The following is a 14,326-nucleotide window of genomic DNA, read 5'->3' on the forward strand; positions in this document are numbered from 1 at the left end:
AATGGAGGAGGCATATGCCATGGAAGAAGAGAACAAAACCGTTATGTCATCCAAATATGACTCAGCTAAGGTGGAACGGGACCGTTACCGATTTTGGGTGGACGGGAATTTTTTTGAAGCGGATTGCGATAAAGAAAAAGAACCATTTACCATTGTGATTCCCCCGCCTAATGTCACCGGCAAGCTGCACTTGGGTCATGCGTGGGATACGACGATGCAGGACACCATTGCCAGAATGAAACGCATGCAGGGGTATGATGTGCTGTGGCTGCCGGGTATGGACCATGCGGGCATTGCTACACAAGCGAAAATCGAGGCGAGGCTGAAAGAACAGGGGCAAAGCCGACATGAACTTGGACGTGAAAAGTTTCTCGAAGCTGCCTGGGACTGGAAAGAGGAATATGCTGATTTCATACGATCCCAGTGGGAAAAACTCGGTCTTGGCTTGGATTATTCCCGGGAACGCTTCACTATGGATGACGGATTATCAGCGGCGGTCCGGGAAGTTTTCGTCACAATGTATGAGAAAGGGCTGATTTACCGCGGACAATATATCATCAACTGGGATCCTGTGACACAGACAGCTCTTTCTGATATTGAAGTTGAGTACGAGGAAGTCGAAGGTAAATTTTACCATATGCGCTACCCCATAAAAGGCAGCAATGAGACGATTGATATTGCCACAACGCGTCCGGAAACGATGCTTGGTGATACAGCGGTGGCTGTTCATCCTGACGATGTTCGGTATAAACATTTGATTGGTCAAACGGTTATTTTGCCGCTTGTCGGTCGGGAACTCACGATTGTTGCGGATTGGTATGTCGATATGGAAATGGGATCAGGGGCTGTGAAAATAACGCCCGCTCATGATCCGAATGACTTTGAAATCGGCAATCGACACAATCTTGAGCGAATCCTTGTCATGCATGAAGACGGGAGTATGAATGAAAACGCGCTGGATTATCAAGGGCTTGACCGGTTTGATTGCCGAAAACAACTTGTGCAGGACCTTCAGGAACAAGGATTTTTGTTAAAAATTGAAGATCACGTGCATCAGGTTGGGCATTCGGAACGCAGTGGCGCGGTGGTGGAACCCTATTTGTCCACGCAATGGTTTGTCTATATGAAGCCACTTGCAGATGATGCCATTGCCTTGCAGCAGCAGGATGACGAAAAGGTTCATTTTGTTCCGGACCGATTTGAGCGCACGTATCTGCACTGGATGGAAAATATTAGAGACTGGTGCGTTTCTCGCCAGCTTTGGTGGGGACACCGTATTCCGGCATGGTATCACAAAAAAACAGGTGACATGTATGTAGGAAGAGAAGCTCCCGATGACCTTGAAAACTGGGAACAGGATGACGATGTGCTGGATACCTGGTTTTCATCGGCATTATGGCCATTTTCAACGATGGGTTGGCCTGATGACGATGCAGAAGACTTGAACCGTTATTTCCCGACTGACGTCCTTGTCACCGGCTATGATATTATCTTCTTTTGGGTAGCACGGATGATATTCCAGTCGAAACAGTTCACCGGCAAACGGCCCTTTAGAGATGTCCTGATACATGGGCTGATCAGAGATGCGGAAGGACAGAAAATGAGCAAATCACTCGGCAATGGCGTTGATCCGATGGATGTTATTGATCAGTATGGTGCCGATTCATTGCGTTACTTTCTCCTGACAGGGTCAACCCCTGGACAAGATTTACGTTTTCATTGGGAAAAAGTGGAGGCTACTTGGAATTTCGCCAATAAGGTTTGGAACGCATCCCGATTTTCTTTAATGAATATGGACAACTTTAGATATGAAGACATTGATTTGAGTGGGGACAAATCACTGGCGGATAAATGGATATTGACACGACTGAATGAAACAATTGAACATGTCACCAGGAATACGGATAAATATGAATTTGGTGAAGCAGGACGCCATTTATACAATTTCATATGGGATGAGTTGTGTGATTGGTATATTGAAATGGCCAAGTTGCCGTTATATGGAGATGATGAACACGCCAAAAAGACAACCCGATCGGTACTGGCGTATGTGCTTGACCGAACAATGCGCATGCTGCATCCTTATATGCCGTTCATTACCGAGGAGATTTGGCAACAGCTTCCGCACAAAGGAGACTCCATAACGGTTGCTAAATGGCCGGAGCCCATAGCGTCTTTCCATGATGAGGCAGCGGCAGATGAAATGAAGCGGCTTGTCGCTATCATCAAATCGGTGCGCAATAGTCGCGCAGAAGTGGACACGCCTATTTCCAAACCGGTTCAATTATATATTAAGGCTGAATCCGAAGCTATCGTTCAGGAGCTTGAATATAACCGCGGCTATTTGGAACGCTTCTGCAATCCAAGTGAATTAGTCATAGATACCGACTTAAAAGCACCGGAAAAAGCCATGTCTGCGGTTGTCACAGGAGCAGAATTGTTTCTGCCGCTGGAAGGGCTGATTGACGTCGATAAAGAAATCAACCGGCTGGAAAAAGAATTGGCTAAATGGACAGATGAAGTGGATCGTGTCCAGAAAAAGCTGGCTAATGAAGGGTTCACCAGCAAAGCACCGCAGAAAGTTGTTGATGAGGAACGGCAAAAAGAAGCCGATTATCTGGAAAAGCAAGCCAAAGTGAAAGCACGACTGGACGAACTCCAATCATCCTAAACAGCCATCCGATGAGCGGAAACACCTATCAATAGGCGTTTCCGCTTTTAATATAGGCCAGGAAGTCTCGGACGATATTCTTATCCGATACGGCGCTAAGTGTACGGGAACCGACGACGTCCTCGATTTCGTTGAACAGCAAACCGCCTTCTGTATCGAGAAGAAAATCGATTCCAGCCATGCCAAACCGGAAATAGTCAGTCATTTGATTGATCCGTTTTTTATCTTTCTCCCGCAGCACATACCAGGAAGCCGAGCCTCCAAGCTTATAATTAGCTCGGAAGTCTGTTTCGTTTTCCCGAAGCACGGCACCAATAATGTGTTTCCCTATGACAAACACTCGTACATCTTTTCCAAGTTGTACGTTTTTGGCGGACTGAAAAATAAAGTCACTTCCGGTCGGCCATTGCTCCTGTAATTGGTTCCATGATGAACTATCTTTCACCAATTTGACCTGCTTTCCACCCCGTCCGCCAGTATCTTTTATAACGAAGGGGAATGTCAGAGGGGGCTCATCCGGCAAACTGTCTGTATTGGCTGCAAAAATGGTATCCGCTGTCGGTATCCCTAATTTGCTCACATGAAAATGGGTTTGTGCTTTGTTATTGCAAATTGCCGCTGTTTCAGACGGGTTATAAACGGTAACACCCAGGGACTCTAGTTGCATACTTAGCATCGGATCAATCGTTCGTACAACAGCAAAATCAGGCCATTCAGCCGGTTTATTCTGAAAAAGAATCGTTCGTTTGTTCTTGAAAACACCTACTGTCATGTCTTCTCTGCGAATGAAATGCAGGTTGATACGCTGCAACCGTGCTTCTTTCAAAAACCATTCGATAAATGATTTGTTCTGTTTTGCATCAGCGTCATTGTAGATTAGCCACCCTTGCAAAGCAGCACCTCATTTCATTTTTTTGCGGATGTCATCAATCATGAAATCAGCAATATTAATTCCCGTACAGTCGTACATACTCCGAATATGAGCGTTGGAATTGACTTCGCAAATAATCGGCCGGTCTTGCTCGCCAAACAACAAATCCACCCCGGCAAAATCGGCACCTATCGCTTTCGTTGCTGCAATGGCGAGCTGTTGTTCGTTTTCGGATGGATGATATGGCTGCATCGTCCCCCCGGCGGTGACGTTTGCTCGGAAGTGATTGAATGCCTGTCGTTTCATGGCTGCAGCAACATGATCACCGACAACATGCAACCGCATATCCTTGCCATAACTGGACGCGACAAATTCCTGCAGCATAAACGGTTTTCCCTGCATGTCATGTATTTTGGCAAAAAGTTCTGCTTCGGTGGATACCATATGAACTTGTTCCCCGAATGATCCGAATGCTTCCTTTACAATCATAGGTAGTCCCAGCTGTTCAATTGCCGCCTTATAGTCCGTTGCGCTTATATCTGTTGTACGATGAAACGCCTTTGGTGCAGCAATCGTTTTAGGAATGGATAATCCGTTGACAGCAAACCTTTGGTACGAGGCGATTTTATCGTCGCTGCGGGCGATCGCCTCTGCACTGTTAAAAAGCCGGACTCCCAACCACTCGAGCTGCCTTGCCAAATAAATATCTTTATCCGCAAACACTGCGAAATGCGGTAATTCAGCTTGTTTGATGTGGAGCAATCCTATGGAATCGGTCTCCATAACGCTAAGCAATTCATCATTGCGGTATATGTCTATGGAAATGTGTTGTTCAGCGGCAGCCTGCTGTATTGTTTCAGCAAAATCTAGAAACTTATTTCCTTCCAGGTACCCGTTATAAATGACCCAGCCATGCAGATTCAATTGCTTTCGTCCTTTCTTTAATTTAATCATTGCTGCTATAATAAACACATTGCCAACACAATTGCGGCTAGTAAGGTAATACATCAATTTAGAAAAAGCGGTGTCAATATGTTCAGTTATTATTATCAAGTGGAGACCTTTTTCCATGATCGTAAACAACTTGGAATGAAACCCGGCCTGGACCGAACTCAGCAATTGCTTCAATATCTCGGCAACCCGCAAAAGCAGGTCGAAGCGGTTCACGTTGCAGGAACAAATGGCAAAGGGTCAACGGTACAGTATATCAAAAGCGGATTAATGGCAAACAACGTCCGTGTTGGGGTGTTTCAGTCGCCAAGCATGGATGGGATCAAAGGTCATATTTCGTTGGGTCATCATTATATTCCGGAAGAAACCATCATATCATTAATGAATCAGTTATATCCATGTATTAAGCAGATGGATCAGAAGCACCATGCACCAACGATGTTTGAAATTATAACCGCAATCGCTTTTGTTTATTTTAAAGATCATGCCGATATTGCGATCATCGAGGCTGGCATGGGCGGCCGCTATGATACAACGAATTGTTTTCAACCACTTATAGCCATTATAACAAATGTTGAAAAAGATCATACGGCATTTTTAGGAGATACGATAGAAAAGATAGCGTGGCATAAGGCAGGAATCATCCAGGAAAACAAACCGATTATTACCGGGGAAATAACGGAAGAAGCATATAACAGCATCGTTGCAGAGGCGCAACAGAAGAATGCCCCTATGCTGTCGGCCGGACAAGCATTTCAGACGGAAACAATATATGCTGATAAGCATAACTGGACCTTTCGGTGGAAGGCCGCGCATGAAGGTGTGCTGAATGTCTCTATTAAAGCAAGCGGCAGTCATCAGATCAATAATGCATCTCTTGCCATGATGACACTGTCCATTATGAGACGACGTGGTTTTCAGCTTAATTGGGGTAAAACGTTGCAAGGGTTGGCCACCGCTGTCATCCCAGGGCGGTTTGAATATGTTTGTCAAGACCCCGTTGTTATTGTCGACAGTGCTCATAATCCGGCAGGCGCTCAAGCATTAACAAACACCCTCGCCGTTCAATGTGCCGGTATGAATTGCCACCTTATTTTTGCTGCGTTCAGAGATAAAGACATAAAAGAAATGCTTCGCAGACTGGAGAATCAGTTTGCCACGGTTACACTGACAACCTTTGTTCATCCCCGTGCCGCAAGCACCACAGAGCTGTGTCAATACAGTCAGCGCTCGGACGTTCGACTGATAGATGATTGGAAACAAGCTGTCGACAATGTATATCAATTACAACAAAACAGTTGCTATGTTATAACCGGATCGCTACATTTTATTGCCAGTGTAAGGAAATATTTTGAAGGATGAGCTGATAGGAGATTAATGTAGTTTAAAAGGAATGGTTGTGTGATTTCCGCTTATCATCCAGGATAGCCGGTATTTTTCGTGAATGGAAATAGCACTGTTATATTATGTTGAAAGATTTTTTGAGAGTTTGACAATAATCGCCTTACTTTTTGTTTTGCCTGTGCTAGGCTTGACCAAACTGATGCATAGGAGGAAATCGGTTTGGTCAAAAAGAACCTATTTGTTTGGATGGATGGTCAAAAAGCTAGACTGAAGAACAAACATGCCAGTCCGGATAAAAAATATACCATTAAAGAATTTAACAGGGAACAAGCAGCATCGATTGACGACTCCGATATCCCCGAGTTGGTAAAACGAAAAGGTGTTGATGGGAACGATAGTTATTATTCTAGCCGCAAATCCAAGCTGAAGCCATTCAAGCCTCTATTGCTTGCGTCCATATCAGCTATTATCATCGGGTCATTCCTCGGTATTGTTATGCTGCAATTGTTCGTGGACATTGATAAAAGAATGAGTCAGCAAAACGCCTCCATACCAATGGCTGATGATAATGATAAGAAAAATGAAACAGAACAGATGGAAACAGCAACAATAGAATCGCAAACCGCATTTGTATTGCAGGCAGGGAAATTCACTGAAAAACCAAATGCGGATAAAATGGCAAAAGCGTTTCAGCAGGCAGGATTTGCAGCTATGATCTGGAAAAAAAACGACTCCTTTTTTGTGCTCTCAGGCATCGCTGAAACGGAAGAGCATGCTTCTCATCTGGCTGATACGATGACCGATAAAGGTTTGAAAGTATATGTGAAACCATGGAAGACATCCGAAAAAGAAACGCGCCTGCAGCAAGCTGAAAAGAAATGGTTGCAGACGTATCGCACGCAATGGAACAAGGCGCTGGAAACCGTCAGCAAAGGAAATAATGTAGCCGCTGAAGGATGGAAAGGCGTCGTTGGAGCCATCCCCGAAAAACAGGAACATATTAAAGATCTCACATCTTCAGTAAAAAAAGCATATGAAAACATGAAAAAGACGGATAAATGGAAGGATCATGCGCAGGTGCTGCGATTATGGAAACAGTTTCATCAAACCGTTACAAACTAATTATACGGAAGGCGGAAAAACAAACATTAAGGTATTTTTCAAAATAGATGGTTGCTTAAAATGCATTATCAGCTGGGTGAAAAATAACTTTTTGTTTGTTTCAATTGGTCAAAACGATTTTTTTGCCATTTGTTCCCCCGAAGCGAAATGGGTACGATGGACGTATCATAGCTAAGGGAGGACCGTGTATGGAACCTACGTCTATTATGATCAAAGATGTTCCAAAAGAAGATAGGCCGCGTGAACGATTGGTGTCAGTTGGCCCTGGTCATTTATCTAATCAAGAACTTCTGGCAATACTAATTGCAAGTGGTACGAAAGATGAGTCAGTTATGGTGTTGGCTAACCGGGTATTAATGCATTTTGAAGGAATTAATTTGCTTAAAGATGCAACCATTGAAGAATTGACAGCGATCAAAGGCATAGGCGGAGCAAAAGCTGTTTTGCTTCTTGCTGCCATGGAATTGGGACGCCGTATGAATCGATTGCAACCGAATGAACGATATGTTGTTCATTCCCCGGAAGATGGGGCGGATTATATCATGGAGGAAATGCGCGGATTGAATCAGGAACATTTTGTTGTACTGTTTCTCAATACAAAAAATCAAATTATCCATAGACAGACAATGTTTATTGGAAGTCTGAATGCTTCAATCGTACATCCACGTGAGATATTCCGGGAGGCTGTTAAACGATCGGCTGCTTCCATCATTTGTGCGCATAACCATCCTTCAGGCGACCCCGCTCCTTCCCAGGAAGATGTTCATGTGACAAGACGGCTGGTTGAGTCCGGGAAAATGATCGGCATTGATCTTTTAGACCATTTGGTTATTGGAGATAGAAAATTTGTCTCATTGAAAGAAAAGGGGTATCTATAACACTATCTATGGATGCGATAACTCTTAATAAGATAAAAACATCAAAATATGATACTTCAATCACTATCCAATTTTGGATTTTTACCGTATAATTAAATAGACATTGTCCATAAGCGCCAGTTTTCAGCCTGTGATTGAAATTGGCGCTTTCTACTTTGGTATACATACCATTATTTACTTTGCTGTGGAAGATGGTAAAATAGCTGACGACATAGAGACTGCTTCAGCGAATGGTGGAAAGCCATTGCCATAAATGAATTGCTGCTTGGAAAGGAAGATTGTTTTGGGAAAAATCAGCTTGTCGCAAGATTTAGGAATCGATTTAGGAACCGCAAACACCCTTGTTTTTGTTAATGGTAAGGGAGTCGTTGTGCGGGAGCCGACAGTTGTGGCGAAAAATATCCAAACAGATGACGTGGAGGCTGTGGGCAGTTCAGCACATAATATGATCGGACGAACACCGGGGAATATTTCCGTGGTGCGTCCATTAAAAGATGGCGTTATTGCCGATTACGACACCACCGCCATTATGATGAAATATTTTATTAAAAAAGCCATGCGCATCAGGTCCTTTTTAGCCAGAAAACCGAATGTGATGATTTGCGTCCCATCCGGAATTACTATGGTAGAAGAACGGGCAGTTGTGGATGCGACGAAACAAGCTGGCGCGAAAGAAGCCTTTCCAATTGCGGAACCGTTCTCAGCGGCTATCGGTGCCGGACTTCCAGTATGGGAACCAACAGGCAGTATGATTGTTGATATTGGCGGGGGAACAACAGAGGTGGCAGTTATTTCCCTGGGCGGCGTTGTGACAAGCAAATCGGTTCGTACAGCCGGTGATGAAATGGATGACTCCATTACAAATTATATTCGAAGACACTATAATCTGATGATTGGTGAACGTTCCGCGGAATCCATTAAAATGGATATCGGTGTTGCTGGCGAAGTTGTGGAAAATGTCGAAATAGATATTAGAGGTCGTGATTTGTTGACAGGACTGCCGAAAACCATCACCATTACATCCGGAGAGATTGCAGTTTCATTGCGAGATACGGTTGAATCGATTGTTGAAGCTGTCAAAGACACTTTGGAAAAAACACCACCGGAGTTGGCTGCTGACATCATGGATCGCGGAATTGTCTTATCCGGCGGAGGGGCCTTGTTGCAAAATTTGGACAAGGTCATTAGTGAGGAAACAGAAATGCCCGTATTTGTAACGGATGATCCACTCGAAAGTGTTGCAAACGGAACAGGTAAATCATTGGAATATATCCAACATTTTCGGTCCCATCCGAATGTTTCCTCCCAGTCGATGTTCGAATAAGTAGGTGTACCTATGCCATTTTTTCATAAAAAAAGATTGTTTATATTTTTAATAGGATTTATTATTCTCGTTGCCTTGATTGGATTTTCTCTGCGTGATAGAGAAAATCCGACTAGTGTCGAACAATTTGTAAAAGACGCTGTTGGATGGACTCAAGGTCTTGTGCATGCCCCGATTGATTATGTTACAACTGTTTTTGACAATATAGACGATCTTCAGGACACTTTTCACGAAAACCAGGTGCTGAGAGAAAAGATAGCGGAATACAAAGGATTGTTTTATGACGTGCAGAAGCTGGAAGAGGAAAATGCTGAACTTCGTGACTTATTGGAAAAAGCCAATTCCATTCGATCTTACATACCAATTCAAGCCTCGGTTATTTCCAGATCACCGGAGCAGTGGATGGAAAAAGTAACGATTAATAAAGGAAATCAGGATGGTATTAAAAAAAACATGGCTGTTATTACAGCGAAGGGTATGATTGGTAAAATAGAAACACGTTCGAAATTCACGTCGACAGTGAAGTTACTGACGGGATTTGATCAATTCAATAGAATTTCTGCAACAATCGCCCGCGAAGATGACAGTGATATACACGGCATGATTGAAGGGTATAATCAAACATCAGAAAAACTTGTGTTTAAAATTATAGAGTCATCTGATTCAGACTTGAAAAAAGGTGAATTGGTGTCTTCCTCCGGTATGGGCGGATTATTTCCTTCAGGGCTGCCCATAGGAAAAGTGACAGACGTGAAACCGGATCAGTATGGACTGACACGAACCGCGTTTGTGGAGCCTGTAGCGGATATGTACGAAATTGATCATGTCATTGTTGTAGACCGTGAGCATGATACAGGTAACCAAAGCGGCTCCGGAAAGGATGTAACATCATGAGAAGAATCGTGATTCCAATCTTGCTTTTCCTCTTACTTGTATTGGAAGGCGTGGCACTTGATCTTCTCCCCGCATCGCTTGTCCGTCACGAATGGCAGCTTGTTCCACATTGGGTGTTGATTTTTTTAACCCTGAAAATCATGTTGTTCGACAAGGAAGACACCAATATATCTGTCATCCACGGGCTTATCTTCGGTCTTCTAATTGATGTCGTTTATACGGGGATACTGGGTGTTTATATGTTCAGCTACGGGATCGTTGTTTATTTGCTTTACGGACTGTCACGACTATTGCATGCCAACGTTTATACAACCATTCTGCTCAGTGTCATCGGAGTGGCTGTTGCTGATATGGTGATTAATATTCTATTTTCAGCTTCAGGGATAACGGATTTAATCTGGGGCCAATATTTGCTGTACCGTATGCTACCGACAGTTTTAGCCAACGTATTCTTTTTGTTAGTGTTGTACCCATTATTAGCCAAATGGCTGGAAAAATGGAAAGCGGAACGTTTCTCCAAAAGTTCCGCCTATTTTTAATGGTAATGTCAATGGAATGATTGGGGGAAACATCGTGCTTGATTCGAAACAGATGATTACAATTAAAGGAACAAAGGAAGGATTGACATTATTTATTGATGATCACAGTTCATTTGAGGATGTACTGAGCGAACTCAGTGATAAACTCTCGGAATACAGGCCCAAAAAAGATGAGCCTGTTGTTCCCGTTACCGTTAAACTGGGCGATCGCTATTTGAGTGATGATCAAAAAAGACAAATAAGTGAACAGTTAAGTTCCAAAAACAGCTTTGTTATCCAATCATTTGATTCTAATGTTGTCCACCGCGACGAAGCCTTAACATGGAAAAAGGAAAGTGATATCAAAGTTGTCAATCGAATTGTGCGTTCCGGTCAAGTGTTTGAATATGTCGGTGATTTATTATTGGTGGGCGATATTAATCCTGGGGGCAAGGTTATTGCAACAGGAAATGTTTTTATTATGGGGAGTTTGCATGGTATTGCCCACGCCGGATCGAACGGTGATCGTGATGCGGTGATTGCTGCATCATTTATGAAACCGAATCAACTCCGAATTGCCGACTATATCAGCCGCGCTCCGGACTATGATGCAGAAGGCATTTATATGGAATGCGGACTTATTGACGAAAAAGAGGATAAAATCGTGATTGACCGGTTGCAAGTTCTTTCACATAAACGGAAGGATATAAACGGGTTCGAAAGGAGAATGCTTAATGGGTGAAGCCATTGTGATCACTTCTGGTAAAGGAGGCGTAGGCAAAACGACGACAACTGCAAATATTGGTACTGCTCTCGCCTTGATGGAGAAAAAGGTTTGCCTGATCGATACAGATATAGGCCTCCGAAATCTTGATGTCATTATGGGGCTTGAAAATCGGATTATTTACGATATCGTCGACGTTATGGAACAACGTTGCAAACTCAAACAAGCATTGATCAAGGATAAACGATTTGATGACTTGGCGCTTCTGCCCGCTGCACAGACGAGTGAAAAGACGTCTATCACTATGGATGGAATGATGGCCATCATCAGTGAATTGAAACAAGACTATGACTATATTATTATTGATTGTCCCGCCGGTATCGAACAAGGGTTCCAAAATGCTGTGGCAGGGGCCGACAAAGCGATGGTTATAACAACACCGGAAAAGTCGAGTGTCCGGGATGCCGATCGTATTGTCGGATTATTGGAAAATGAATCGATTGACCCGCCAAAACTGGTTATCAACCGGATCCGGAATCATATGATGAAAAATGGGGACATGATGGATATAGATGATATTATTCAAATTCTCTCCATTGATCTTATTGGCATTGTCATGGATGACGATGAAGTGATCAAGGCTTCGAACAATGGTGAACCTATTGCACTTGAAGGAAATTTAAAAGTATCTATTGCCTATAGAAACATAGCCCGGCGAATATTGGGGGAGACAGTACCATTACAATCCTTGGAAGAAGACAAAGGAATGTTGAAAAAGGTTAAGCATTTTCTGGGCATACGGTCTTGAGCGACAAGTAAAAAGTACAGCAGAGTTCGGTTGAATGCTAATGAATCATTCGCTCGTCCATCATAGTTCGCAAACTTATCTCATATACTCGTACAAACGTGTGATAAGGGTTGTGAGATAAATGAGTAAAGGGATCAACAAAGTCAGAAAATCTATTAACCGCCGTAAAAGATTGCGGGGACCAACGTCTGATGAACGGGCGGATAAACAGTTATTATCGACGTCCTTTCCACAAGAAGAGGAAAAACACGGTTATTTTCCTGTGTTCACAGATCGTTCATCATTATCTCCGAAAAACAAAGACCGCAATATTTCCGGCATTGTCCTGAAAGGCATGCTGTCGGTGATGCTTTTCTTTGCTGCGGCTTTATTATTCGGAACAGACCATCCTATGCTGTCTAAACCGAAACAATGGACGGAAAATGCATTGACGGAAGAATTTCCATTTGCACGCGTGAATCAATGGTACCAGGAAACATTCGGTGCACCGTTGGCATTAACACCTGACGGTAACCAGACAAAGGATCAAGAACAAGCACTCGCATTTCCGGTTAACGGAAGTGTTTCTGAAACGTTCCAGGCGAATGGCACAGGCGTTATGCTGTCACCTGAGACGACATCTAAAGTTTCCGCATTACAGGGCGGTGTCGTTATATTCGCTGGAAATGATAAACAAAAAGGGAAAAAAGTTATCGTTCAGCATGCTGACAACAGTCAAACAGTTTACGGTCATTTAAATGCTATCGATGTTCATTTGTACCAATTTATTAAGGACGGACAAGCCCTGGGGACTTTTAATCCCAATAACGGCAGCAAAAATGTTTATTTTGCCATTGAAAAAGAAGACGCATATGTGGATCCTGTTCAGGTGATTAAAGTTGACGACGCTTCGTAAACTGCTGCCGTCCATTCATATACATCCTGTGCTGCTCGTGTTTATTATCATTTCTTTTTTAACAGGAACATTTGTGGAATTAATGACAATATTAAGCATTGTTGTTGTTCATGAATTCGGTCATTTTATCATGGCAAGCATCTTTCGCTGGCGGATACGAGGTATTATTTTGTGGATATTCGGTGGAGTGATGGATACAGACGAACATGGAACAAGACCGCTTCATGAGGAAGTGTTGGTTACCATTGCAGGCCCAATGCAGCACGTATGGATTTATATCATTCTGTTTCTGCTCTCCGGTAATCAGTTCGTTCCTGCTGGAATGATAGATATCGCTTTCTTTTACAATACGGTTATATTGCTGTTTAATTTGTTACCAATATGGCCACTCGATGGAGGGAAACTGGTCTTTCTGATTATGTCGGCGTTTTTCCCTTATCGCCAGGCGTATTATTCCATTATTTTATTTTCGTTGTGTTTGAATGTTTTGCTTATCGTTTTGCTATTGTCGGCTGTTCCGTTTACATTGAGTGCATTTTTGTTGTTTTCCTTTCTGACCATGGATAACCGAAAAAACTGGAAGGAACGATCGTATGTGTTTATGCGATTCCTTCTGCGCAGGTATCAAGGTGACATAAATGTAACACACACCGGTTTTATAGAAGTCTCTTGCTACGGCTTATTGATGGATGTGTTCCATAAGTTTTACCGGGATAAACAGCATACGATTCATGTCATATTTCCTGGGGGTATCCGTCAATCCATTAATGAAATGGATTGTTTACACAACTATTTCTATAAACGTCAGTACGATAAGCCAATGGGGGAAATCATGCGCCATATATCATGATGATTTATGTGCCGTTTATTGACACAGCCACCCGATCATGATATTATCTACACGTTATTTATCGTAGCACCAATGCTACAACCGCTCAGCAACAGGCTCATAAATCCTTGTCTGTACGGGGATGCCTGTGATGGCGAGTCTTGGTCATTAGGGAGGTGCAAGTATGTACGCAATCATTGAAACAGGCGGTAAACAAGTAAAGGTTACCGAGGGACAAGAAGTTTATATCGAAAAAATGAACGCAGACGCTGACGAATCTGTTACATTTGATAACGTCCTTCTTATCGGTGGGGACGATGTGAAAGTCGGTTCTCCATATGTTGATGGCGCTTCGGTTACAGCGAAAGTGGAAAAACATGGACGTCAAAAGAAGATTAATGTATTCAAGTACAAGCCGAAGAAAAACTATCAGCGTAAACAAGGACATCGCCAGCCGTATACCAAAGTAGTCATTGATCAAATCAATGGATAAGCAG

14 protein-coding genes and 1 other annotated feature are annotated in these 14,326 nt (G+C 43.1%); of the genes, 12 read left to right on the forward strand and 2 right to left on the reverse strand.

Features of this window, described 5'->3' with window-relative positions:
* Window positions 1–19 precede the first annotated feature (19 nt).
* Window positions 20–2,671, forward strand: coding sequence for a valine--tRNA ligase (locus tag ABDZ72_RS09810; protein WP_343752640.1), 2,652 nt, complete (start codon window positions 20–22; stop codon window positions 2,669–2,671).
* Window positions 2,672–2,699: 28 nt separating this feature from the next.
* On the opposite strand, the gene ABDZ72_RS09815 is transcribed toward ABDZ72_RS09810, so the two are convergent.
* Together ABDZ72_RS09815 and ABDZ72_RS09820 are read right to left on the reverse strand one after the other, a co-directional pair.
* The gene (locus ABDZ72_RS09815; RefSeq protein WP_343752641.1) at window positions 2,700–3,563 is read right to left on the reverse strand and encodes an ATP-grasp domain-containing protein; all 864 of its coding nucleotides are present in this window, start codon (window positions 3,561–3,563) and stop codon (window positions 2,700–2,702) included.
* Between the two features lie 9 nt (window positions 3,564–3,572).
* Entirely contained in the window at window positions 3,573–4,595 is a 1,023-nt protein-coding gene (locus ABDZ72_RS09820; RefSeq protein WP_343752642.1) for an ATP-grasp domain-containing protein, read from the reverse strand.
* Between ABDZ72_RS09820 and ABDZ72_RS09825 the strand changes: the two genes are divergently transcribed.
* From ABDZ72_RS09825 to rplU, 11 genes are all read left to right on the forward strand, one after another.
* Window positions 4,575–5,855: a bifunctional folylpolyglutamate synthase/dihydrofolate synthase gene (locus ABDZ72_RS09825; RefSeq protein WP_343752643.1), complete on the forward strand. Its 1,281-nt coding sequence runs from the start codon at window positions 4,575–4,577 to the stop codon at window positions 5,853–5,855. The two genes, ABDZ72_RS09820 and ABDZ72_RS09825, sit on opposite strands and share 21 nt — an antisense overlap.
* A gap of 201 nt (window positions 5,856–6,056) precedes the next feature.
* Complete coding sequence (locus ABDZ72_RS09830; protein WP_343752644.1) at window positions 6,057–6,959, forward strand: SPOR domain-containing protein; 903 nt, start codon at window positions 6,057–6,059, stop codon at window positions 6,957–6,959.
* A gap of 188 nt (window positions 6,960–7,147) precedes the next feature.
* Complete coding sequence (gene radC / locus ABDZ72_RS09835; protein ID WP_343752645.1) at window positions 7,148–7,837, forward strand: RadC family protein; 690 nt, start codon at window positions 7,148–7,150, stop codon at window positions 7,835–7,837.
* 253 nt (window positions 7,838–8,090) lie between these two features.
* Window positions 8,091–9,161 (forward strand): rod shape-determining protein, encoded by a 1,071-nt coding sequence (locus ABDZ72_RS09840; protein ID WP_425542374.1) that lies wholly within the window; start codon window positions 8,091–8,093, stop codon window positions 9,159–9,161.
* Window positions 9,162–9,173: 12 nt separating this feature from the next.
* A complete protein-coding gene (gene mreC, locus ABDZ72_RS09845) occupies window positions 9,174–10,055 on the forward strand; it encodes a rod shape-determining protein MreC (RefSeq protein ID WP_343752647.1) in 882 nt (293 codons plus the stop codon).
* Window positions 10,052–10,594: a rod shape-determining protein MreD gene (gene mreD / locus ABDZ72_RS09850; RefSeq protein ID WP_343752648.1), complete on the forward strand. Its 543-nt coding sequence runs from the start codon at window positions 10,052–10,054 to the stop codon at window positions 10,592–10,594. Before mreC ends, mreD begins: the two co-directional genes overlap by 4 nt.
* 34 nt (window positions 10,595–10,628) lie before the next feature.
* Complete coding sequence (minC, locus tag ABDZ72_RS09855; protein ID WP_343752649.1) at window positions 10,629–11,315, forward strand: septum site-determining protein MinC; 687 nt, start codon at window positions 10,629–10,631, stop codon at window positions 11,313–11,315.
* Window positions 11,308–12,105, forward strand: coding sequence for a septum site-determining protein MinD (gene minD, locus ABDZ72_RS09860; RefSeq protein ID WP_343752650.1), 798 nt, complete (start codon window positions 11,308–11,310; stop codon window positions 12,103–12,105). The genes minC and minD overlap by 8 nt, the downstream gene beginning before the upstream one ends.
* Before the next feature lie 121 nt (window positions 12,106–12,226).
* On the forward strand, window positions 12,227–13,000 hold the full coding sequence (locus ABDZ72_RS09865; RefSeq protein WP_343752651.1) for a peptidoglycan DD-metalloendopeptidase family protein: 774 nt from the start codon (window positions 12,227–12,229) through the stop codon (window positions 12,998–13,000).
* Complete coding sequence (locus ABDZ72_RS09870; RefSeq protein ID WP_343752652.1) at window positions 12,984–13,850, forward strand: site-2 protease family protein; 867 nt, start codon at window positions 12,984–12,986, stop codon at window positions 13,848–13,850. Before ABDZ72_RS09865 ends, ABDZ72_RS09870 begins: the two co-directional genes overlap by 17 nt.
* A gap of 69 nt (window positions 13,851–13,919) precedes the next feature.
* Window positions 13,920–14,001, forward strand: a sequence feature (ribosomal protein L21 leader region).
* A 12-nt stretch (window positions 14,002–14,013) separates the two neighbouring features.
* Window positions 14,014–14,322, forward strand: coding sequence for a 50S ribosomal protein L21 (rplU, locus tag ABDZ72_RS09875; RefSeq protein ID WP_343752653.1), 309 nt, complete (start codon window positions 14,014–14,016; stop codon window positions 14,320–14,322).
* Window positions 14,323–14,326: the final 4 nt, after the last annotated feature.

Source organism: Lentibacillus halophilus, assembly GCF_039522485.1.
Taxonomy (GTDB): domain Bacteria; phylum Bacillota; class Bacilli; order Bacillales; family Amphibacillaceae; genus Lentibacillus; species Lentibacillus halophilus.